Annotated in this window: 25 protein-coding genes and 1 tRNA gene; 14 read left to right on the top strand and 12 right to left on the bottom strand. The window is 43.1% G+C overall.

The genetic code is table 11. From position 1 onward, the window contains the following. Window positions 1–48 precede the first annotated feature (48 nt). On the top strand, window positions 49–486 hold the full coding sequence (locus MA03_RS06140) for a winged helix-turn-helix transcriptional regulator (protein WP_052884418.1): 438 nt from the start codon (window positions 49–51) through the stop codon (window positions 484–486). Here MA03_RS06140 and MA03_RS06145 read toward each other — a convergent pair. From MA03_RS06145 to MA03_RS06165, 5 genes are read right to left on the bottom strand one after another with little or no spacing between them, the layout of a single operon-like run. After that, on the bottom strand, window positions 458–1,501 hold the full coding sequence (locus MA03_RS06145) for a helicase HerA domain-containing protein (protein ID WP_052884419.1): 1,044 nt from the start codon (window positions 1,499–1,501) through the stop codon (window positions 458–460). The two genes, MA03_RS06140 and MA03_RS06145, sit on opposite strands and share 29 nt — an antisense overlap. A gap of 8 nt (window positions 1,502–1,509) precedes the next feature. After that, window positions 1,510–2,583, bottom strand: coding sequence for a hypothetical protein (locus tag MA03_RS06150; protein ID WP_052884420.1), 1,074 nt, complete (start codon window positions 2,581–2,583; stop codon window positions 1,510–1,512). Continuing rightward, window positions 2,576–5,032, bottom strand: coding sequence for a hypothetical protein (locus tag MA03_RS06155; protein WP_052884421.1), 2,457 nt, complete (start codon window positions 5,030–5,032; stop codon window positions 2,576–2,578). The genes MA03_RS06150 and MA03_RS06155 overlap by 8 nt, the downstream gene beginning before the upstream one ends. After that, window positions 5,033–5,812, bottom strand: coding sequence for a hypothetical protein (locus tag MA03_RS06160; RefSeq protein WP_191118472.1), 780 nt, complete (start codon window positions 5,810–5,812; stop codon window positions 5,033–5,035). Between the two features lie 4 nt (window positions 5,813–5,816). Next, window positions 5,817–6,305 (bottom strand): hypothetical protein, encoded by a 489-nt coding sequence (locus MA03_RS06165; protein ID WP_052884423.1) that lies wholly within the window; start codon window positions 6,303–6,305, stop codon window positions 5,817–5,819. A gap of 95 nt (window positions 6,306–6,400) precedes the next feature. Here MA03_RS06165 and MA03_RS06170 point away from each other — a divergent pair, with 95 nt between their 5' ends. The 6 genes from MA03_RS06170 (at window position 6,401) to MA03_RS06190 (ending at window position 11,210) form a co-directional block, all read left to right on the top strand. Then, complete coding sequence (locus tag MA03_RS06170; protein ID WP_052884424.1) at window positions 6,401–7,120, top strand: ParA family protein; 720 nt, start codon at window positions 6,401–6,403, stop codon at window positions 7,118–7,120. After that, window positions 7,120–7,467 (top strand): hypothetical protein, encoded by a 348-nt coding sequence (locus MA03_RS06175; protein ID WP_052884425.1) that lies wholly within the window; start codon window positions 7,120–7,122, stop codon window positions 7,465–7,467. Before MA03_RS06170 ends, MA03_RS06175 begins: the two co-directional genes overlap by 1 nt. Beyond that, window positions 7,464–8,615 (top strand): ATPase, T2SS/T4P/T4SS family, encoded by a 1,152-nt coding sequence (locus MA03_RS06180; protein ID WP_052884426.1) that lies wholly within the window; start codon window positions 7,464–7,466, stop codon window positions 8,613–8,615. Before MA03_RS06175 ends, MA03_RS06180 begins: the two co-directional genes overlap by 4 nt. Before the next feature lie 7 nt (window positions 8,616–8,622). Continuing rightward, on the top strand, window positions 8,623–10,023 hold the full coding sequence (locus tag MA03_RS06185) for a helicase C-terminal domain-containing protein (protein WP_052884427.1): 1,401 nt from the start codon (window positions 8,623–8,625) through the stop codon (window positions 10,021–10,023). Window positions 10,024–10,222: 199 nt separating this feature from the next. Continuing rightward, window positions 10,223–10,396 carry a hypothetical protein gene (locus tag MA03_RS08730; protein ID WP_191118473.1) on the top strand — a complete coding sequence of 58 codons (174 nt, stop codon included), beginning with the start codon at window positions 10,223–10,225 and terminating at the stop codon, window positions 10,394–10,396. A gap of 142 nt (window positions 10,397–10,538) precedes the next feature. Then, window positions 10,539–11,210, top strand: coding sequence for a helix-turn-helix transcriptional regulator (locus MA03_RS06190; RefSeq protein WP_052884428.1), 672 nt, complete (start codon window positions 10,539–10,541; stop codon window positions 11,208–11,210). Window positions 11,211–11,226: 16 nt separating this feature from the next. Here MA03_RS06190 and MA03_RS06195 read toward each other — a convergent pair whose 3' ends face one another. From MA03_RS06195 to MA03_RS06200, 3 genes are all read right to left on the bottom strand, one after another. Continuing rightward, the gene (locus MA03_RS06195) at window positions 11,227–11,499 is read right to left on the bottom strand and encodes an elongation factor 1-beta (protein WP_052884429.1); all 273 of its coding nucleotides are present in this window, start codon (window positions 11,497–11,499) and stop codon (window positions 11,227–11,229) included. A 9-nt stretch (window positions 11,500–11,508) separates the two neighbouring features. Beyond that, a complete protein-coding gene (locus MA03_RS08735; protein ID WP_191118474.1) occupies window positions 11,509–11,688 on the bottom strand; it encodes a zinc finger domain-containing protein in 180 nt (59 codons plus the stop codon). A 133-nt stretch (window positions 11,689–11,821) separates the two neighbouring features. Continuing rightward, window positions 11,822–11,913 (bottom strand) — tRNA-Arg (locus MA03_RS06200). An 89-nt stretch (window positions 11,914–12,002) separates the two neighbouring features. Between MA03_RS06200 and MA03_RS06205 the strand changes: the two genes are divergently transcribed. From MA03_RS06205 to MA03_RS06225, 5 genes are all read left to right on the top strand, one after another. After that, window positions 12,003–12,479: a multiprotein bridging factor aMBF1 gene (locus MA03_RS06205; RefSeq protein WP_052884430.1), complete on the top strand. Its 477-nt coding sequence runs from the start codon at window positions 12,003–12,005 to the stop codon at window positions 12,477–12,479. Between the two features lie 3 nt (window positions 12,480–12,482). Then, window positions 12,483–13,721 (top strand): GTPase HflX, encoded by a 1,239-nt coding sequence (gene hflX, locus MA03_RS06210; protein WP_052884431.1) that lies wholly within the window; start codon window positions 12,483–12,485, stop codon window positions 13,719–13,721. Continuing rightward, window positions 13,722–14,264 (top strand): tRNA (cytidine(56)-2'-O)-methyltransferase, encoded by a 543-nt coding sequence (locus MA03_RS06215; protein ID WP_052884432.1) that lies wholly within the window; start codon window positions 13,722–13,724, stop codon window positions 14,262–14,264. Continuing rightward, entirely contained in the window at window positions 14,264–14,770 is a 507-nt protein-coding gene (locus MA03_RS06220; RefSeq protein WP_052884433.1) for a TFIIB-type zinc ribbon-containing protein, read from the top strand. Before MA03_RS06215 ends, MA03_RS06220 begins: the two co-directional genes overlap by 1 nt. A 69-nt stretch (window positions 14,771–14,839) precedes the next feature. Continuing rightward, window positions 14,840–15,331 (top strand): PUA domain-containing protein, encoded by a 492-nt coding sequence (locus tag MA03_RS06225; protein ID WP_191118475.1) that lies wholly within the window; start codon window positions 14,840–14,842, stop codon window positions 15,329–15,331. Window positions 15,332–15,347: 16 nt separating this feature from the next. Here the strand turns inward: MA03_RS06225 and MA03_RS06230 are convergent, their stop codons facing one another. The 4 genes from MA03_RS06230 to MA03_RS06245 form a co-directional block, all read right to left on the bottom strand. Beyond that, window positions 15,348–15,671, bottom strand: coding sequence for a hypothetical protein (locus MA03_RS06230; RefSeq protein WP_052884435.1), 324 nt, complete (start codon window positions 15,669–15,671; stop codon window positions 15,348–15,350). 102 nt (window positions 15,672–15,773) lie between these two features. Continuing rightward, the gene (locus MA03_RS06235; RefSeq protein WP_052884436.1) at window positions 15,774–16,256 is read right to left on the bottom strand and encodes a hypothetical protein; all 483 of its coding nucleotides are present in this window, start codon (window positions 16,254–16,256) and stop codon (window positions 15,774–15,776) included. A 14-nt stretch (window positions 16,257–16,270) separates the two neighbouring features. Beyond that, the gene (tes, locus tag MA03_RS06240) at window positions 16,271–18,103 is read right to left on the bottom strand and encodes a tetraether lipid synthase Tes (protein ID WP_052884437.1); all 1,833 of its coding nucleotides are present in this window, start codon (window positions 18,101–18,103) and stop codon (window positions 16,271–16,273) included. Window positions 18,104–18,197: 94 nt separating this feature from the next. Further along, entirely contained in the window at window positions 18,198–18,782 is a 585-nt protein-coding gene (locus MA03_RS06245; protein ID WP_052884438.1) for a hypothetical protein, read from the bottom strand. Between the two features lie 222 nt (window positions 18,783–19,004). Between MA03_RS06245 and MA03_RS06250 the strand changes: the two genes are divergently transcribed. Both MA03_RS06250 and MA03_RS06255 read left to right on the top strand, forming a co-directional pair. Next, window positions 19,005–20,093: a DUF1512 domain-containing protein gene (locus MA03_RS06250; RefSeq protein WP_052884439.1), complete on the top strand. Its 1,089-nt coding sequence runs from the start codon at window positions 19,005–19,007 to the stop codon at window positions 20,091–20,093. Then, window positions 20,090–20,461, top strand: a complete 372-nt coding sequence (locus tag MA03_RS06255; RefSeq protein ID WP_052884440.1) for a hypothetical protein — start codon at window positions 20,090–20,092, stop codon at window positions 20,459–20,461. The genes MA03_RS06250 and MA03_RS06255 overlap by 4 nt, the downstream gene beginning before the upstream one ends. The last annotated feature ends 226 nt before the right edge of the window (window positions 20,462–20,687 follow it).

The raw sequence follows: 20,687 nt of genomic DNA on the forward strand, positions 1-20,687 counted from the left end.
TGGGATCATAGTTTATGTTTTATACCTGGTATAAAAATTATACCGTTGATGGAGTTAGATGGAGCTGGGCTTGAACGGGAAGTTGAAGAAAAGGTTCAGCATGTGTTAAAGGGTGTTTCAGAAACTCTGGAAAAATATGTCAAGGAAAGGAACCTTTCAATAGTTGAAGCAAAGGAGCTGTTGGAGTCCTTAGAGCCAAGCTTTAAAATCATTACGAAGAAGTGGGGGCTTCTAATCCTCTACACTCTTCTCCTAATGGGTCCTTCCTCGTTTAGCAAACTACACGAAGTTACAGGAGTAAACAAAAGAAGTCTTTCAACTAGGCTGAAGGAGCTTGAGAAGGGAGGATTCATTAAAAGAACTGTTAGGACAGAGCCTCCGATTTCGACGCATTATACTCTCACACAGACAGGACGAGACACTGCATTACTTATGATTCCTCTCATCTACTATGTATCTAAGAAAATGCCTCTTCACGAATTCTAAGAAATACTTTCCGTGGTCTTGGATCTCCTTGTCTGAAGAAGAGTGCGGTACCCCGCGACGCAAACAAGACGTGGTCTTTTTCGTCGTTTGTTATGGAGAATAGAGCTGCGATGTCCCTAATATAGCTCTCAGATCCACTGAGGACCAAGACAAAACCAGCTAATTGATATAATCTGATGTCAAACTCTCGCGGAAGCTGCGAAATAGCTATAAGACTATACCCCCACTTTCGGATTTCCTTATAGAGCGATAGTAGATATTTGGAGAACAAGTGCGCTTCCTCTAGAATTATGATCTGTTCTAATCTTTTCTTTACCCCTTGTGAGCGGCGGTAGCCCTGTAGTAGTAAGAGTAAGACTTGTATTGAAAGTCTCCCTATTTCTTGGGAGACCATAGTTGGAAAATAGAAATAGATGTCCCTATCGGAGAGCTCTGCGATCGTTGGAGCGTCCCCGTGAATTCTTATTAAATCATCATAGAGCCGACTTATATCGGGATCCTCGTCCACAAATTTTTCCATGGGAGAAAGCGATCCCTCTTTGAGACATCTAAGTATGAGTTTTCTGATCACGTTTCTAGACCCATAGTATGCATAGATTAACTCGATATACCTGCTGAGCTCGCTTGCATACTCTTCGTGTGACCAGCCGGGTATACTTAGAATGTTTATCTTATCAACTGTCATTTTTATTGAATTATCAAATAATCGTTTGTATGCCTCCTCGCCATGAGGATCGATTACCCAGGCCTTGACCCCTTTCTCGCGTGCCTCCAAAATTATATGCCTTGAAAGCGTCGACTTTCCACTACCACTCGTTCCAAGTATTACACCATGTACGTTGGGTAGACTGTAAGGATTAAGATATATATTCCTCCCCTTGTCATCAACGCCTAATAATATTCCTTGTCCTTCTTCACGAGGTGGTACTACAGCCAGCGGAGAGAGCACGGGTATCACATCACCCGCTAGAACCATAACGTACCTCTTCTCGAGTAAATGGCGTAGTGATTGCACGGTGATAATTATTCTAGAGTTTTTAAGGCCAACATATCAGGTTCGAAGTGCAAGCCCATACGCTCCATGGTATCTCTAATTTCTTTAGGTGCTATTAGTAAGCCGTTAACCAGGAAAACAGGTTCTCTTCTTTCCCATCTTCTCCTAGAGGCGAAAAAATATTTCTGACTTTCGTGGAGCATGCTCAGCTTATCAAGAGCTGTTCCCATTTCATAAACCCTGTAAGCATGAGAATCTAGGCTGGCAGCAATTTCCCATGGCGCAGGCTTTAACCTCATGGCCATGAAGGGTATAGTGGACACAATACTGTATACGACGCGGGCTCTGGTGTATATTTCTCTCAAGGATGGATAGGTATAGGTAACTGTAGCTTTTTTTAGACCCCATACTTTTAAACCTCCGTTCTGTATGCTTACTTTATAAACAATTCCCTTGCCCGATGAAAGAGCAAGTATCTCTAGTGCCAGGATTACTACAAGAGGTGGGAATAACCCGGATACAAGTATCGTAGATATAAGGGTTAGGAGCTGTCGTACAGGATTCGTTTTCACCTCGATCAGCTCAGGAGGCCTTAATAAGCCTTTTAACTCCGACCCAGCCAGAACACGATAGGAGCAACCTAGAAGTTCAAAACCTCTTAAAAATGCTTCCCTCATGCTTTTCAGCTCGTCTTTGATCCTTTTTCCCTCGTATTCACAGACCTTAAGGACAATAAACATCTCTCCTTTAACAGTGATGAATATATATTCACCACCTGCTGTGAAAGCAGTAGAGAAAAAAGAAAGTGAGCTTAACCAGAAATCCTTCTCGTTAAGATCGTAGCAACCATGACGGCAGTCCAAAACCTGGAATCCAAGATATACGCAAGGCTTATTACCTGAGTAAGAGAAGCAAATCTTCCTTAAACATTCCAGGTGATTTAATGGAAGACCACCATGCATCATATGCACTATATACGGATAAATCTCTCTTGAGATAACTACGATAGATAATCCAAGTAATATTAAGGATAGCTCAATGGAATATGCTCGTGTAAAGAAGCCAGCTATTAAGAACATGAGAAAGATTATAGCCCTACCCACTAATATCCGACCTCAATTTCTCCCATATTATTCTCCAGCGATCATTTTTTGCAGCCCCAAAAGTAAGCCCCGGATCCTTACCCAGATACATTTTCTTAGCCATCTTCACTATAGACTCGTTCTCGTTTTTAAGCTGGTCAAGAGCTTTTAACCGATAGAGGAGCTGGAGTGATTCGACCTCGTATCCTTTCTCAGCATACAGCTTGTTAAGTCTAAGTAATTCCTTAAAGACGCGAGGATTTGCAAGCCAGATAAATAGAAGAATCCTATCTATGCTCTCTATACTTGTACTATTTTCCACAAGGTCAGATAACTCCTTAGTGTGCTCAGATCTAATCTTTCGGATATCAACAGTAACTAGTTCACGGTATTTTATGGTCATCAGCTCAGCTAATTTTGGGTTTAGCTTCCTTAATGTTATATCGTTGAGTTTGAAGTAAAGCTGTCCGCGTGAAAAAGCATGATAACCTAAACTAGAGACTAGTATTCTCTTAAGGGGGCTCAAGATTCTTTGAGCACCATGACTTATTGCGATATCGAATCGTCTCGCGGAAATCCTGAATTTCTTCTTCGATAAAAGATAGAAGTTATGGAGAAATATATTTCTCTTTCTCTCATTAACTACCTTTAAGAATAAGGGTACAGGTGCCTCGTTGACTTTTTCAAGTGCTGAGATCAGGCGACTCTTGTTTGGTATGCTTGTAATTCTGACACCCGAAGGAGTAATTATTTTAACTAAAATTTTATCCCGATCACCAGGCTTCGACCTCGTCGAGAAAAATACATTTATGGTTCTTGAGAGATTTGCTATTTTAGTCTTTGAAATAGTTTGACGGAAGAAAGTGGATAAAGCTACTTCTAAGCTGCCACCTAAGCCTACAATGCTAGTAGTTTCAATTAAAATAACAAAGAGAGCATTATAGAGAACGATGAATGAGCCAAGAAAATTAATAGGTGCACTAATTAAGTGTTCAGACACTTGACTTATTATTTCCCAGTGCGAGACATAAATGGGTATAAAGGACTCGTTCCAAACTCCCCTGCCTATTATCGTTATATTCAAAATGGGTTGGAAGATTTTGGTCTCGTTGCACTTGTCTAGTGAGAGATATACTGTTTGCTCCTCGAATCGTGGAATAGGGAAGTTTGTGACGTTGGATTCAAGAAAAACATCCATTTCTGGAAAGACTCTTACTCTCTTGAGCCATTCCGCACTCCTTTGTAAAGCACGCTGATACCACAAGGCATCTATCCTTCGTCCTGGGGGTAGAGCCCTAGAAGTTGAAATGTTTATGAGGCATGAAAGACCTTCTGACTCGAATCTTTCTATGGTAAATCCGCCGCCTCTAAAACTGATGAAGACCCCCTTTTTCAAACTACTTTCCCCTAGATAGTAGCTCACATAACCCTCTCCTCTCACAGAGGGGTGAATAGGTTTGTCTCCTGCGAAGGCTATCACATGACCCGTATGACCTTGTGGGGTCTCAATTATGTCTACTGGGAGTGAAACAGTCAAGTTTACCGTTAAGCCACTACTGACGTTAAAGACAGCAGGCCATACGTAACAACTGCAATAACTCCACGCTCTATCCTTCTCTTCCAGATAACAGCAACTATTGAGAGTAAAGTTTGTCCAATACTCGGTAACCCACAGAGCCTTGTATTTCCCAGCAGGAAGTATCAGGATTGACCCTTCCCTTACTCTTGAAACGTACAAATTTCCTTCGTGGTCCCGTAAACCTAACAAAATAAGCGGTCTGTATATCGGAGTTCCAGATGCTTCCCGTACTTGAACGTGAAGGTAACCTAGACCACTTGGAGGATTTATTCCAGGAACTTCACTTAATCTTATCTCAGGGAAATTCCTTACCTGTAATGGTAGAATTACACTTACTGCCAAAAAAAGTAACCATACAGGAAGTATTAGTCTTCGCAGGCGTGGAATGAAAATTAGAGGTATAAGTGTTAGTAGTAGAGAATAGATGAAGGGTAAAAGGGTCGTCAGCCTCAACAATAAATGAGAGATAAATGCCGTCGTTCCAATAAGGTTACCGAGGGTCTCTAAAAAGCTAAGAGACACATGCATCCAAGGCTGATATAGTGAGAGTAGTTCTGCAGTTGCGGGTCCACCTGCTCCGGCGAAGACTATCCCAATGATTATATCAAAAACCGCTATAGACAAGGATAAGGAGACTATCCTACTGTGATATTCTTTCATCCTTGAAATCAACTGGGTAAGGGTCTCCGAGACCGCCCAGTATAAGCTGTTTCCAACCTTACTCAGTTCAGGATAGAAAATAACTAGCAGAGAAAAAGATGCTAGAAATCCTATCAACTCGGATAAGAATATTCTCAGAGCACGTTTCTTGAATCCCAGAGACCAGTAAAGTAAAACGACAATACTTGTAGAGGCAAGTCCGACTCCAAATACCAGCTCATCTTGAGGCAATTAGATCCTCACCACTGAAACGTAAATAGAGTCAAACACCCCCGCTAAACCATAACCTGCTACTATCGAAATACTAAATGCTAAAGCTATGAGTGTGGCACTTTCGCCCAACTTGATCGTAATGTCGCTGACCTTAGAGGAAACACTTATCCAGTCTACAGGGTTTAATGGAGAAATTTCCGGGATTTTTTCAAGATCTCTTGAAACTATTTGTGCGCTGAGGATAAATGAGATGCTTGTAGCAAGATATATGGCCAGAAGTGATGCTCCTACGCGTCTAATCTTTGGCACAGGTAGAAGAATAGAGCCTATAAGAGCTAAGTAAGGGGCAAGCACCGAGAAGAATTTTGCTGCATAGCTTAGATGCATATAGAAAATTGCTAATATCGAGAGCTCTGAGATGGCCCAACCTGTTGCAGCTCCTAGAACACTTGAGAGCGGTGATGTTAACGGAGCCGAAGCTAAGAGAGCACGTTCTGTTTGCACATACATAATTGTGGAGATAGCTTTTTGGCTGGCCTCCCAAAACACGCTGCTTGAATATGAAATCTTCTCGCTTACTGTACCCGTTGCATTAAAACTTAGAGGAATTTGAATATATGATGCGATCAGGTCTGCAATCCAAAAAATCACTTGTAATGCGAGCAGGTGGATTAATATGTCTACGACAGCTTCAAGACTCTCGATGGCCTCTCTCCTTTTCCCAAGAATCCATTTTACAGAACCAGAGAGAATGTATATAATGGCGGCAAGGCCTGCAGCATAGTCGGCTAAAAGCATGATGTCAACCACCTAGGGAAGTTGTTATTAGACGCCATCCCCGCTGCAGTAGGTTTTCCATGATCTTAGCGACTGAGGAGATTTCTGGAATTCCAAGCGAGTTAAGTATCATTATCACGAAAAACAACAGTGGTAATATGGCCAGTGTTTCAGCAGCCCTGATGAATTTCGAAACCGCTATACTGCGTCCGAAACTTCCTCCGGTGACCCAGGAGAGAGCTGCATCGAGTATGAGCAATATGAAGCCAATGATTCCTATCCCGAATGTTATAGCAGCTAATAATGCAATCACGTCCACAAATGGTTGAAAAATCTTGGAAAGTAGTTCTTCTGGGCTAACAGTAAGTAAGGTGGCTGGAGGTGTAAGCATAAGCGCTAAGTTATCGTCTACTTCTTTCCAGTCTACTCTTCGTTTCAAACGGGGACGACTCCTCTTTAGATATCCTTCGTAAACTACTTGGAGAAATCTCAGTTTTAATTTCCTTATGAACATCAACAGTTGATTCCTATAAACTCTTAAAAGCCAGACATAGTATAAGTGCTCCCGAATATCGATTTTTAAAGATACTAGGCTTTCTAGTGGGAGTCATGACCTTAGTAGTAGCTACAGTTTCTGGACATAAAGGTGGTACCGGCAAGACTGTCGTGGCTTCTCTCTTGAGCTACCATCTATCGACACGCATCGGGGAGAAAGTACTGGTTATAGATCTAGGAGAAGCAGGCAGCAGTACGACACTTCTCCTCGAGGAGGACCCAGGACCTCCATACATAAGCGATTTTTTCCTAGGCAGAGCCACATGGTCTGATGTTATAGTCGTTTCAAACTTGTCAGATAACTTGATGATTGTTCCATGCAGTGGAGAAGTGGGCCCTGTTGATCCCACGTCGCTTGAATACCTAATTGATAGGACTTCAAAACACTTCGAGTATATAATATTGGATTTGCCGGCATACCCTGGAAGCTTGTACGACCCAGTGGTAGGATTAGCCGAAGTTATTATCACAGTGTTTAACCCGGATTTTCTATCATTCCAGGCGGTATCCACATGGCTTAAACGTCGAGATTTTTTCAGGAGGAAGCTTATCCTGCCTTTGTTAAACAAGTACTTTCTCTTCATGGGGGACTGGAAAGATCTCGCCCGGGATGAATTTGGAACAGTGTTCACAATGCCCTTCGATGCCGCCCTGCAGTTTTCATTTGCAAGAAATATTGGTGAAGCCTACAAGAACGCCAGTAACCGTGTCAAAAAAGACCTTGAGGTATTGACTTACAGACTCCAGAAGCCCTTACTTAAGGTGACTGGCTAATGAGCTTTAGAAGACCTTTTACCTCTGTTAAGGATAACGAGGAACCCCCTATTTTACCGCTACCCTCTTTGAGTCAAAAAAGCCCGGTAAAAATAGAGGATAAAAACATAAGCGATAACAGTGAGTCTCTCGGCAAAGGCATAAGAAATCTTGAGGCGGTTTTGCGGAGCCTCGGGGTTGAGGAAAACATCTCTACACGGATAACAAATAGGCTTAACGAGATTGACAGGGAGCTAAGCAGAATAAACAGTGAAATAGCAAAGCTAGAGCGCGAGAAAGAGAACCTTCTGGCAGAGCGCGAGAAAATCACCAAAGCCTTGAGACTATTTTCCGGGATCACGGAATGAAGCTATCGCTTAGCTTTTTAAAAAACAAGAAAAAAGGAGATGAGACCATTGCTAAGGTCGCAGTAAATACCCTTTTACCTGAAGGAGCTAAAATCATATTAAAGAACCACTCGGGATTTCTCTTCAGTTATGACTCGAAGCTGGAGATACTTCCCCTTAAAACGCATCCTGTTTGGAAAAATCTTTCCCCTCTTTTCATGGCGCGTGAAGTTGAGGAGATATGGGTTTTCGAGTCGAGAACTGTTGTGACCATAAAGAATCTAGGACGAATTAGTATAGAGGGGCTTCCAAGTAAAGAAGAACTTGAGGATATCATAGTCTCGATAATAGCCTCGACTGGTTTAAAGGTAGATATGAGAAGGCCTAGAGGCGTCGTAGACGTGGACGAGTGGAGAGTGTCTGTACAGTTAACAAGCGGTGGACAAACACAAATCGTTGCAACAAAGCTTTCAAGTATCCCTCCCTTAAAGAGTCTCTTGGATCCTCTAACAGCTGCCAGAATGATTCTCCTCTTATTGAGGCCCTCCGTAGTAGTGATCCTCGGTCCACCTGGCTCTGGGAAGACTACTCTCCTTAACAGCATCGTGGGCGAAGTTGGTAAGATGTACCCACATCTCCACATCGCAGTTATTGAGAAGTATAAAGAGCTTACATTGAGGGAGGGTTGGTTCTCTTGGATAGTCAGCGAAAATCTCGTGGAGGGGGTAAGGTGGGCGATGCGCTACTACAGACCCGACATGGTTGTAATAGGGGAAATAATGGCTGAAGACTTCTGGAGCGTTATCGAGCCTAGCCGTAGCGGGTTACCAACAATTACAACTTTTCACTCGCCCAGCATCAGAAAAGCAATAAAAATTCTCTCAGACTCTCTGAGGGCTCAGCTAGGATATGGAGATGAAAGTAGTGCACTGCAATACATCGACGTATTTGTTCAAACTTTTAAAAGGGTTACCCCGCAAGGAGTGGAAAGAGGAGTTGAGAACATACTTTTGAGCGATGGTCAAAGACTCATCCCAATATACTCTGACGGACAAGCCGCTCCCAAAGAGATATTCGAGAAGGCTTTACCAGATCAGCTCTACATCGGTTCAACCGCAAAAACAATGAGAGAAATATTCCAGAGATATGGATTGACACCCGAAAGGTAGCAAAATCTTGCGTGTCCTAGAGGTATTCGAGAAGGCCGGGCTTAAGCCTAGGCCCGGACAGGTTGAGGCTGCTGAGGCTTTAGCTGGTGTCGAGGGTGATGCATTACTGGTAGCGCCCACAGGGTTTGGAAAAACCCTTGCCGTATTGTCTGCTTTTAGATCTTCTGGGAGGCTTCCTGTCTTGTGGCTGGTGAGGAGCCTGGAGCTCGGAAGTAGGATAAGCGGGGATGCCTTAAGGCTAGACTTGAAGCCCTTCATCGCAGCCGGGAGGGCCAGGTCCTGCAGCGTGAAGACGGACGACCCGGAAGAATACTGCTTGATTAACAGGTCACGCTGCCCCTTCTTCCAAAACTTGAAAGAGGGGGTTCCAGACCTCTTCTATACGAGTTGGGAGGAGATACCCTCCCATCTCTGCAGGTACTATGCACAAGACTTCTACATCGCCGCCGCCGACGTAGTGGTTCAGAACTATAGGCGGAGAGTAGTTGGAAGCTACAGAGCAGTAGTTGTGGACGAGGCACATAACCTCTTGAAGCCCAACATTGTTGAGATAAAGGGTTTAGGAGAGGCCCTAGACGCCCTAGACGCACTGAACCCGGAACTGGGGGAGAAGATAAGAGGGATTATCAATAAGGGGGTAGCCTCAATAGACTTGGATGTCATAGAAGAGACGCTCATCGTTTACAGGGAAGAATTCGCGAAGGGGTCATTCATGGCCCGGAGACTACTACCCCTGGTAAGGTTTCTCAAAGCCGCTTCTAGGGGAATCGTCTACAGGGAAGAGGGTAAAGTCATGGTCGCCCTGCCTCCCTGGAGGCCCAGCATCGGCCCCCGCATCTACCTTAGCGCTACTATTCCTAAACCCATCGAAGACCTCTTTCAAGCCGCCGTTATCCGGGTGCCTTCAGAGCCGAGGAAGGCCCTCGTGGTCGGCGACGTGACCACTAGGTACGGGGAGGAGACGATATGGGGGTACATGAAGCTGCTTTCAAGCCTGAAAAAGAGGCATAAACGCATCCTGGCATTCGCGACTGACAGGATCATAGTCAAACTGGTGAGCGTAATAGACTTTCTCGACGAAAAGCCCCCGGACGACTGGCGCGGCCTGGCAATGTTTAATGTCTTCGGGCGTTTCAGCGAGGGGGTAGACCTGCCGGCAGACGCTGTCGTAATGGTCGGGGCCCCCTTCCTTCCACCCGACGTGACGGAGCGCCTGCGAAAGTACTACTACCGGATGGGCATCGACCCCGACAACGCCCGGTGGATACCCATGGTTACAGCAACACTCCAGGCTATAGGCAGGGCCACGCGCAGTCCAGAGGCAAGCCCAGAGATCATTCTCGCCGACTACCGCTTCAAAAAGTTCGCGAAATACTTCGAGCCAGTGCTACACCTTCAAGATTCCTAGTTCGGAAAATGTTCAACGTTTTTCATCACCCACCCGGATAAGGGTCTCCTTTACGCTCGACCTGTTCGGTTTTAGAATTTTCGCCTCTGGTAGCCAGGCTAGAAAGCCAACCCATGAGGTTTAGAGAATAATCATTGTTGCTTATCTTCTCTATTTTCTTCTCTACTTGTTGAATGATTGTTAAACGTTAGTCTGAGGGGTGAGGTTACAGCTTTCCAAAAGACTGGAGAGTAGAAGATTTCCAGCCCTCGAGAATGCCCTCGATCCCGCTTTGGAGTTCTTCCAGCCCCCTCAGCATTACATCTATGCTGTCGAGAGCCTTCCCTTAGTCTTGCAGGATGACAGCGTAGGCCCTCAACGAGAAGAAAGATAACACCAGGAGCAAGAGCCAACCCCCCAGAGGAATAACCCGGGAGCCACCCCCCAGTGGTGCAGGCCGCCGGCAACATTTTGGAAGCACTTTCGCTCTAAACGGTAGGGTTATTAAGTTTAGGATAGAAATGTATTACGTCTGTATGACGTTCGACCTTGAGGTAATAATGGGGGATCTAACGGACACTGAGCGGAAGATCGTCGAGTTTTTCATTAAACAGGGTGGAACTGCACGTGAAATTGCCTCGTCGCTCAACGTATCTGAGCGTACAGTATACAAAGCACTTTACAAGTACCGTAAGATAGCCCGTGAAAAAGGTATTGACCCTAGCGCTTTCTATCTTCGAGGAACAATTCAAGTACCGGCAAGATCGTCTAACAGTTCTCCTGTGATACAACCAGATCATATTGAGCTTCTTAAGAAAGAATTGCTAAAGGAACTCGCTGAAATACTTGAAAAAAGCGTTCACGAGGCTGTTCTAAGTGCATTCGAGGAACTCTCTTTAGCCTCAAGTGCAACTCTTAGAAGAAGTTCTCCAATGAGAACCCCTCAGCTCAATTCAGAGGAACCTGATATAACCATATATAGAAGGCTTGCTGAAAACCTTGAACGCCTGAACTATAACATTGAGAAATTATCGATTAAACTGGAAAACCTCAATGGGGGACAGCTAACGCAGAAAATAAGCTACCTACAGTATAGTACTGGAGACAATAACCACGGAAATAATGAAATGCTGCCTAGTTTTGTCCAAAACAACCCCTGGATTGAGGTATTACAGAAAAAGACCAAGAGCACTAGTAGTTTAAGATAATAACTTTTCCAGATTCTTAAGACACTCTCGTAACGTTCAAGACATCTACTTGGCTTACGCCTGGTGTACCTAATAAGATGTTTTCTATCTCCTCGGTGCCTCCTTCAGTTTCCTCAGGCATCAGAATTACTAAACGCAGAGCCTCGAGACCAAAAGCTATAGGTTCGGACTGGTACTGAGCCACTTGATATTTCTCGGGAAGTTTCTCAGAAATCATCTTGTACAAGTCCTCGGGTTTAATTTCGGCGTCTTCAGGCAAAACTCTTACCAATATAGCAATTTTAGCCATTCCACTCACCTACGGTCCCCTAAAGCCACATTTGGGACACACATATGGATTACCTTGCATTCTACATTTTTCGCAACGCCATATAATAACTTCACCACATTGAGGGCATCTGAAGCTTGTTGCCTTTTCGAAGGGAGGTATTGGTCTCCCACAGGAAGTACACTTAGGGAGGGTTAAAGCCTTAGCCATACGTGACCGTGATAAGAGAACTCTGCTTCATTTAAATCTTTTGCAATTTCTATGTGCGCATTCCCATCCTAGTAAATCGTCCAAGTATTCGCTCGTAGCAAGGTACCCTTAATCCATACCGAGAACAAACTCACGGGCCCGCCGGGACTCGAACCCGGGACCTACGGCTATCTACGAGCCGTATGCTCCGCAGGCCGCCACGCTTCCATGCTACGCCACGGGCCCCTTGAGAAATTTCTCCACTAGCCTTATAAGATTTTTCCCTGAGAATAGATAAATGCTTTTATAATACATTCAGCGTATTTAATCGTAGCATGGCTAGATGTGAGCTCTGCGGTGCTGAGTTAAGGGGTATAGCTTACCGCATAGTATTGGACGGCGCTGAAATGATCGTGTGCGCTCGCTGTGCTAGAGGAAAAACTGTACTGGGAAGCATAAAAATAGGGGTGGAGCCTTCAAGGCAAACTTTTAAGGCAAAAGCTCCCGTGAAGTATAATAGAAGAGATACAGAAGAAGTTATCGTCGAAGGATACGGCGAGATAATTAGGCAAGCCAGAGAGAAAATGGGTCTAACGCGTGAACTGCTAGCTGTGATGGTTGGCGAAAAGGAATCAACTATACGCCGTATAGAGTCAGAGCAGCTTGAACCACCCATTGAACTTGCCCGTAAACTCGAGAAAGTATTAAAGGTTAAACTGGTTGAGGTCTATGAGATCGGCGATGAAGATTACGGCGGAGGGTCAAGCGAGTATGAGCTGACCTTAGGGGACATAGCCGAGTTTAAGGATTAATCTATGTCTGCCAACGTTATATTAGTTTTTAGATTTGAAGATAAAGTAAAGAGGTCTCTCATAGAGGAAATGATTGACCTCGCAGAAGCGGCTGGCTATCATGTGGTCGATATCATTACCCAGACCCGAGCGGAAGACCCAAGGTACAACATTGGTATTGGAAAAGTTGAGGAATTAAAGAGGGTAATATTGGAAAATAACATTAAAAAGGTTATTTTCTACAACATGCTTCGGCCTAGTCAGGCCTATAATCTAAGAAAGGAGCTTAAAGTCGAGGTAATGGACAGGTACGAGCTTATCTTGGAAATTTTCGCTAGCAGAGCAGGTAGCCGAGAAGCTAAGATGCAGATAGAGCTTGCAAAGTTAAAAAGGGAGTTGAGTTTTGCCCGAGAGTACATCAATTTGCAAAAGCGTGGCGAACTCCACGGCTTCCTAGGAGGAGGAAAATACGCTGTCGATGCCTATTACACTTACATTACACGACGTATCTCCCAGATAGAACATACACTTGAGAAGGCCAGGCTACAGAAAAGCATGAGATGGTCTAGGCGTAGTGGAGGAGGACTATACTTGGTTTCCTTGAGTGGGTATACTCGCGCTGGTAAATCTACTCTATTCGAGCAATTAACGCGAAAGGAAGCCTATATAGATGGTAAACCCTTCGCGACCTTGTCAACGCTTTCTCGACGAACAAAGATCTCGGGTTATCCCGTTGTAGTGACTGACACCATAGGTTTTATAGATAGTCTTCCCGATCAACTCTTTGATGCTTTTTATACGACACTTGGTGAAACACTGTTCGCCGACGTGATAATTTTAGTTGTCGACATTTCTGAAGAGATTGATGAAGTAATGAGAAAATTCAATACTAGCATTGAGATTCTTTCAAATCTAGGGGTCTCCTTCAATAAGATTGTCGTAGCGGCTAACAAGATTGATCTGACCGACTCCTCTGATGTTCACAAAAAAGTGAACTTCCTGGCCGCAAGCAAATTACCTGTGATCCCGATATCTGCTTCCAAAGGTATCGGTATAGACGCTTTATCCAAGGTCATAGTCTCAAAGCTACCCGACAAAAAATCAGAAACACTGATAGTGGAACCAAATCACAAGGATGTTCTGGAGGAAGCTCTCATTAAGTGTAAGGTTCATGAGCTGACGCCTGACGGTGAGGGCAGAATCCGGATTATTATCGAAGGTAGATCGGAGATAATTGAGAGATTAAAAGCCAGGTGCTCTTAAATGAATCTCCGTAGAATATATGTTTTGAGGATAGGACATCGCCCGGTTCGTGATCACCGTGTTACAACCCATGTAGGTCTTGTAGCCAGAGCTTTTGGCGCGGACGGCTTGTTCCTAGAGGAAAAGGTTGAAGATTCCGTTGTACAAACCATTCGTAAGGTTTGCTACACCTGGGGCGGAGATTTTAAAGTTGAAAAACTCAAAGATCCTATCAATTTTGTTCGCGAATGGAAGAATAAAGGTATTGTTGTCCATCTAACAATGTACGGCTTAAACATAGCAGATGAAAGCATGTTAAATTTAATAAAAAGCAGTGAGAGAGATATTTTGGTAGTAGTGGGAGGCGAGAAGGTTCCTAGAATATTATACGATCTTGCCGACTATAATATTGCAATCGGGAATCAACCGCACAGTGAGGTAGCTGCGTTAGCGATATTTTTAGATAGATTTTTTGATGGAAGAGAACTGCTGAGGAACTTTCCAGGGGCCAGGGTACGTATTATACCCTCATCTCGTGGGAAAAAGATTCAGAGGGTGATGTGATGTCCTCTGAGAAGATAATAGCCTCCTTAGCAAGGAAGATACATGGAGAACGCGCAGAACAGATTATACGGCTCCTGATCGAGAAGGTAGAGATGTCTGACGAAGATATAGCAAAGGAGCTAGGTACGAACGTCGAGGAGGTTAGGAGAATCCTGAACGAGTTGTTTGAGTCGCGTCTAGTTAAGTACAGACGTGCAAGAGACGAGATCATCGGATGGTATAAGTATTTCTGGAGGATAACAGACGAGCCGATAGGTAGGATATTGGAAGACAGGAAAAGACTCACATTAAGTGTGCTTCAAAAAGCGTTAAACTACGAGAAAAGTACAGAGTTTTACGTATGTCCCAACTGTAAAAAACGTTTTACACTTACTGAAGCGGATGAAAACAATTATATCTGCGATGAGTGCGGCTCTATCTTAGAACCCTTCGATAACTCTAACGCTATAGCAAAATTAGAGAATAGTATTAAGAAGCTTCAGAAGTGGATTATTGAAAACGAGTGAAGCACAATAGAAAAAAAGTATAGGCGAAAACCTTTTATCATGTATTCCCTCCTGGAAGGTAACAGAATTATGGATACTAAGAAAAACTCAGTGAACATCCTCGAGAAGAGACAGCTAGAGGCTGTAATATATTATCAATATGGAGTAGAACTCTCTCTAGATGTTGAACGCAACCAAATAGAAGTTACGAGATCCAGAAAAACAGGACGTATAAAGCAGATTTTTTTGAATAAAAAATATTTTGCTTCCTTAAGAGCAAAAGATGGATTTATAATACCTAGTATTTATGGTTGGAAGTATATTGCATCTGCTTCAGCTTCGACGCTGCCATGCATAGAGATAAAGGAAGACATAGCGCAATTCATAGCGGATGGTAAGACCCTTTTCTCGAAACATGTTGTAAGAGCACACGCAGATATTCTACCTGGAGACGAAGTTTGCATAAAGACCGTAAAAGGCGAAATTATAGCATCAGGTAAAGCTATCCTTCCAGGAACTGAGATGGGAATAATTAGAATAGGTAAGGCCGTTAAAACTAGAAAAACAGCTAAAAATAGTTAGAAGTTAGAGCAAAAAATTAACCCTTATTTCTCTGAAAGACGACATAACGGAACTGTCTACGATTCTCAATACGCGCATTGAACCTTTGCCTAAGTATGCCCTCGATTTCCCTATAATAATATTGATTGGTCAACCATGCAGGGGGTCTAACGCGCGGTACTAGTCCTCTTATAACATTTATGTCCGTTGTTCTCTTAACGTAAGACACATAAGCGTATCTAAGTAGGGTACGGAGCTTTATTGAAATTTGATTCGACTTAGTGGTTGACAAAAGCTGCTCAACCACTGCAACGAGATGTTCAAGAAGTTTTTCCTTTTCCTCACGAGGCTTATCCTCCATATGAACCACAGGTTATCATTTAAGCTTAATGTCCATTTCATGAAAAAATATTTATTTTTTTCGTGTATGAAAATTCTTTAATCGACGTTTAACGAATGAATCTCAATCAATATGAAGACCTATTGTCCGGAGATTTTTCAGGATATCGCGGAAATCAATGCCGAATATCTCGGCTATTTTCTCCACCCTTTTAAGAACAAGTTCTCTAGAGTACATGTCGTCTGAATATAATTTAGAAATTTCCTGGCCCGATATTTTAAAAGCTAGAAAATTCACATGTTTTCTTTGCATTATTTTATCTTCAACTTCAAAAACACATAGGTACATGCCCTCGGAAAGATCATTAAATTCAAGGGTTTTAACGTCAGCGTTGCCATGGGCGATGTCATTGAGTGATAATCCTATTATTGGAGGAAACAAATTATCAAAATCGAGATAGTCTTCCTCTGTGAATTCCCTCGATAAATTCGGCGAGACCGGGTGTAATTCTCCTCTATCTACAAGGAATAAGAAAGACTTAACACTTATGTGCAGAGGCCTGGGGTCTTGTGTCTCAATACTAAGATTAAATAACTTGAGTTTCATTTCGACCGCGCATCTTAGTCCTCGATTACGGGTATTCCAAACCTCTTAGATGCTAATACATGTTGCTCGTAGCTGATGGCATCTATATCGATGATGTCCTTATAGTGTCTCTTATAAGGTTCTCCCGAAATAAGTTTCTTAATGTTTCGCTTATACCCAATGTCTTTAAGAGATTTCCCTGTAAGCTTCTCCCAATCGCTTATAGAGTAGGAGAAAGCTTTTTGGGCCCTATCCCTGTAGAGATCTGAAATCACATTGAAAGAGCAGAAGGGAACTTGTCTTCCATCTGGCATGATATAGTGGATGTCACACCTCATAACCCTGGCCACATCGTGATTATAGAGATCCTGGAAATGCATCATTCCCAAGAAAAGCGTATTGTAGTGAAATTCTCCTAAACTCTCATAGTTGTGCTTCACGAAGACCTCGTATAGTATTCTTAGGAACTTGTTTCCTTCACGTAGCCTCTTAGGGGCTTTCTTGAGATCCACAAATTTCCTAAGTTTTAATGTGACATCCAGCATGACCAAGTATTTGTTTTTACCCTTCTCAATTTCTTGAGCCTTCTCGTCGAGATACGCCAAAAACTCATCCACGTTAACAAATCTAGTTATCGGAATTATTTCACCATCTTCTTGCCACACATATGTAGCTGCACCACATGCAAAGTGTGTCGTAAAAGCTATCTGCGGTTTACCCGTTAAAGCTTCTATGAAACGTGATATTGGAACAACACTTGGAACAGGATACCAGTCTTCGCTTCGTATCTGACCATTCGTTTGAACCTCAATGGTCTTTATCACGTCTGGAATGGTTACTCTCTCCTTGTCTCGCTCCTTTCTTGGCATTCTCCCGGTGATAGATACAGGCTGGAAATTGACACCTCTAACAATATCGTTGTGACGTAGACCGAACCTGATTATGCTTCCCATCTCATTTAAATTATAACTTTTGATAACTGTTGGTACTAAGACAGCTCCGAGACCTGCCTTTCGTAAATTGTCTAATGCATAGGGAACCTCCCAGTGGTTCTTCGGGTTCGTGAAGGGAGAAACGCCGTCAAAACTCAAGTAGACGACATTAGTCCCGGCTTTTCTAACCTTAACTGCTAGCTCCGGGTCGAATGCCAGTCTTATCCCGTTCGTGTTCAACTGAATGTGGGTGAATCCTTCTTCACGGGCCATCCTTATTATGTCAACTAGATCTTCACGTAGCGTTGGTTCGCCTCCAGTGAGTTGAATAGCTGGAGGTTTAATTGGTTCAGCAAGCCTTGCCTGCCTTAACATGTACCTTATGTGTTCAAGTGTAGGTTCATAGACGTAGCCAGCTCTCGATGCATAGAAGAAGCAGTAAAAGCATGAAAGGTCGCATCTATTCGTTAAAACAATATTGATAAGGGCTGCGTTTGACTTGTGCCTGGGACATACCCCACAGTTGTAGGGACAGAGTGCCGATAGCGGAACATGCGTGACAGTATTACCTTTGCCGTCACGCTGGAAGGTACGGAACCTTTCATATGCTGCCGCATCGCCGAAATATAACTCTTCGAATTCACCATGTTCGGGACAGACCTTCCTTATCCATACTTTACCGTCTCTCTTAAACACCGCTGCGGTTAGCAGCGAATTGCATTCGGGACATACTGATTGTGTATATGTTATTAATTCCTCGCCTTCTTTCAAAGCTGGTCGTTTGCTAAGATATATCTTGTAGTCTACTCCGGGTCTAGGCATTAGAAGGGGTCTGACTTTTTCAGCTGTCTCTTTTATGGTATTATAAGAGGCCCCATGAAGAGACTTGTAATCTATGACCGGAGTTTCACCCTTCGAAGAAACCTCTATCCGCATATCAGTCATAATTATTCCCTAAATCCAGGCTTGTATTAAAAGTAATTCCTTGGTATTTTATAAAGTTTACCGTTATGACAACGGCATTAGAGAGCTAGGTACGAGAATACTTAAAAACCTCTTGAAGCTTTTCAAAGGATATTATTGGAAAGCTGTTCTTGAGAACATCCAAGGAATAAAACAATCTCTTCTCATCATCCTCGGAGAGCTGTAACCCCTCAGATTCTATTAAGTAGTTCAGAGTATCGAGAAGAGTATATGCTTCGAGCTTTAGCATCAGTCTCTTCTTCTCCAAGGCTTTTCTCTCCTCAACGTACTGCTCATAGGTAAGTTCCCTAAGAACAAGATGCCGTTCAGCCAGCAAGAGCAGCTCGTTCTTAATTTTTTTAAGTTCCTGCGCTATTTCCCATATTTTTTCAATGACTGCAACAGCGCCCTCGTAAGCATCACTAATTAAAACAATCTTTTTACCAGATATGCGTAGTCTATCGGGAGAAACCTCCATGATTTCTCCTGTTGTCTTCTTTATTACAACTTTCAAGGGCTGCTTTGTCTTTTTAGCTATATAGATCTTCCAGATAATACCAATTCTTGTTTCTCTAGCGTCATATACATCTTTTTTTACTATCTTTTCTAGAAGACGTTTATCGTTTATCTCGCTGAGAACAACTCCTCTCATCCTACATCTACATTAATTCTTTCAGTATTTCTACTTAAGAAGGAAAACATCATTTTTTGTTATAAGGCGTTTGTAATACAGCCATGTTACTTGGATATGAATGCTGAGTTAGTACATAATCTTTCCGTGGTTTGTGTACAGTTTTATAATAATAAATGGGATGAGTAGCCTAAACTATATAACGGGTGCTTGTTGAGTAGCATATGTATCCGGTGTGAGTCGATGAACGGAGATACCTACAGCTTAATCATGTGGATTATAGTATTGATGTTTTTCTCGTTTTTAACACAGGAGATGCAAATCTTTCGAGCTATTAGCGAGGTTGAAAATTACCTGATCATATTTCGTGAGACTCGAGATAAGTCCTTGAAGCTTCTTGCAGCTCAGCTTAAGCGTTATAGTGGAATCAAGGATGATAAGACGATTGAAACAAAAGTAACAGAACTGGTTGAAACTTACACTATTCTTCCTGTAGATCTTGATCCCTTTGGAATTGTCAAAAAGATAAAACATATCGTTCAAGTTGGGGAGAAGGGTTTAGAGGAAAGATTGCATCTTGTTGCTCCTACCGCTTCTAGGGACGAGATCCTGAATTTGTCTAATCTAGTTGAAGTCGCTAGAGCGCTCAACATAATATATAAGCAAGTGAACCATTATTATTTGATAGCTCGAAGATTTAAAAGTCTATGGCTTCTCATGCAGCTCAGCGCTCAAATGCCCTTTGTTCTTGAAGGAGTAAGGGCCATCGAGGGGGCGCTAGAATCGTTTAAGTACGGGGTCCCTATAGGTGACTCGGCCGGCCCGCTCGTCGCGAGTTACCTCGTTAGAAAAAATGCCCCAGAAAAGCGTCCTTTGGAACCCGTTAAAGACACCGAAGTTTATGACCTTGAACTTGACAATAAGAAAGTGTATGTCGTGAAGGCGAAGGGACCAGGAGGCACAGTTGGACACCTTGACGAGGCGCTACAATGGATTCTTGAGCGTACGACCCCCACGCTTATAATAACTATTGATGCAGCACTTAAATACGAGGGTGAGGAATCCGGCTCCCTAGCTTATGGCTATGGAGTGGCCATGGGAGGAATCGGCGCAGAGCGTTTCATAATCGAGGAACTAGCTACAAAGAATAATATACCTCTTTATGCTCTGCTGATTAAGATGTCGGAGGCCGAGGCCCTCTCAGTGATGACGGAAAATATTTACAAAGGCGTAAAGAACGGCTTGCAAGTACTCGAAGAATTCATACGAGGCCTACCCGCTGGATCCGTTGTAGTAGTAATAGGTGTTGGTAACACGGTGGGTGTCCCATGAGCGACGTGATCTCTCAGGTGAAAAGACAGCGACTCCCAGCTTATATTACATTATTGGTTGGAGGATTTATCTTAATTATTGCTCTCCTGTACCTTTACTTTAAAACTAACATGGACACATATCTCTCAGGTGTGATATTACTCCTACTAATCGAAGGTTACGTGGCCTGGTCTCTTTACAAACTTATCTCTATAAAATCAGAGAAGAAATACCTAGTCACACATCTGCGCTGTAGTAATTGTGGCTATGAGATGGAGCGAGAATTTAGGGAAGGAGACTCCCTTTTTAAAGATGTAGAAACTTGCCCGAAATGCAAGGTCGGAAAACTGGTGGTCGAGGCTATCTTCCTCAGAGTAGAGCACACATAATAAAGGGGTCGAGGCAAAGGTTTAAATTACTAGAATATATTGCTGTCAGAGCAGGTGTATACGGGCATGGCGTATGTTCCGAAAACCCTAATGTTGGGACGATGCGTTAGATGTGGTAAAAAAATCTTCAAAGGAGATGACTATTATTATTGCGAGAAGTGTGGCGTTTCGTATTGTCCTAACTGTGCACAGAAAACGTTCGGGAAATGCCAGATCTGTGGCCAAC

The organism is Thermofilum uzonense, from assembly GCF_000993805.1.
Taxonomy (GTDB): Archaea; Thermoproteota; Thermoprotei; order Thermofilales; family Thermofilaceae; genus Thermofilum; species Thermofilum uzonense.

Excerpts from the sequence above, each read along its gene's own strand:
- MA03_RS06225 (WP_191118475.1), top strand. The coding sequence starts at position 14,840 with ATGGATACTAAGAAAAACTCAGTGAACATCCTCGAGAAGAGACAGCTA.
- MA03_RS06255 (WP_052884440.1), top strand. The coding sequence starts at position 20,090 with ATGAGCGACGTGATCTCTCAGGTGAAAAGACAGCGACTCCCAGCTTAT.
- MA03_RS06160 (WP_191118472.1), bottom strand. The coding sequence starts at position 5,812 with ATGCTTTTAGCCGACTATGCTGCAGGCCTTGCCGCCATTATATACATT.
- MA03_RS06245 (WP_052884438.1), bottom strand. The coding sequence starts at position 18,782 with ATGAGAGGAGTTGTTCTCAGCGAGATAAACGATAAACGTCTTCTAGAA.
- MA03_RS06195 (WP_052884429.1), bottom strand. The coding sequence starts at position 11,499 with ATGGCTAAAATTGCTATATTGGTAAGAGTTTTGCCTGAAGACGCCGAA.
- MA03_RS06190 (WP_052884428.1), top strand. The coding sequence starts at position 10,539 with ATGACGTTCGACCTTGAGGTAATAATGGGGGATCTAACGGACACTGAG.
- hflX (WP_052884431.1), top strand. The coding sequence starts at position 12,483 with ATGTCTGCCAACGTTATATTAGTTTTTAGATTTGAAGATAAAGTAAAG.
- MA03_RS06230 (WP_052884435.1), bottom strand. The coding sequence starts at position 15,671 with ATGGAGGATAAGCCTCGTGAGGAAAAGGAAAAACTTCTTGAACATCTC.
- MA03_RS06170 (WP_052884424.1), top strand. The coding sequence starts at position 6,401 with ATGACCTTAGTAGTAGCTACAGTTTCTGGACATAAAGGTGGTACCGGC.
- MA03_RS06140 (WP_052884418.1), top strand. The coding sequence starts at position 49 with ATGGAGTTAGATGGAGCTGGGCTTGAACGGGAAGTTGAAGAAAAGGTT.
- tes (WP_052884437.1), bottom strand. The coding sequence starts at position 18,103 with ATGCGGATAGAGGTTTCTTCGAAGGGTGAAACTCCGGTCATAGATTAC.
- MA03_RS06165 (WP_052884423.1), bottom strand. The coding sequence starts at position 6,305 with ATGTTCATAAGGAAATTAAAACTGAGATTTCTCCAAGTAGTTTACGAA.
- MA03_RS06235 (WP_052884436.1), bottom strand. The coding sequence starts at position 16,256 with ATGAAACTCAAGTTATTTAATCTTAGTATTGAGACACAAGACCCCAGG.
- MA03_RS06250 (WP_052884439.1), top strand. The coding sequence starts at position 19,005 with ATGAACGGAGATACCTACAGCTTAATCATGTGGATTATAGTATTGATG.
- MA03_RS06205 (WP_052884430.1), top strand. The coding sequence starts at position 12,003 with ATGGCTAGATGTGAGCTCTGCGGTGCTGAGTTAAGGGGTATAGCTTAC.
- MA03_RS06175 (WP_052884425.1), top strand. The coding sequence starts at position 7,120 with ATGAGCTTTAGAAGACCTTTTACCTCTGTTAAGGATAACGAGGAACCC.
- MA03_RS08735 (WP_191118474.1), bottom strand. The coding sequence starts at position 11,688 with ATGGCTAAGGCTTTAACCCTCCCTAAGTGTACTTCCTGTGGGAGACCA.
- MA03_RS06180 (WP_052884426.1), top strand. The coding sequence starts at position 7,464 with ATGAAGCTATCGCTTAGCTTTTTAAAAAACAAGAAAAAAGGAGATGAG.
- MA03_RS06215 (WP_052884432.1), top strand. The coding sequence starts at position 13,722 with ATGAATCTCCGTAGAATATATGTTTTGAGGATAGGACATCGCCCGGTT.
- MA03_RS06220 (WP_052884433.1), top strand. The coding sequence starts at position 14,264 with ATGTCCTCTGAGAAGATAATAGCCTCCTTAGCAAGGAAGATACATGGA.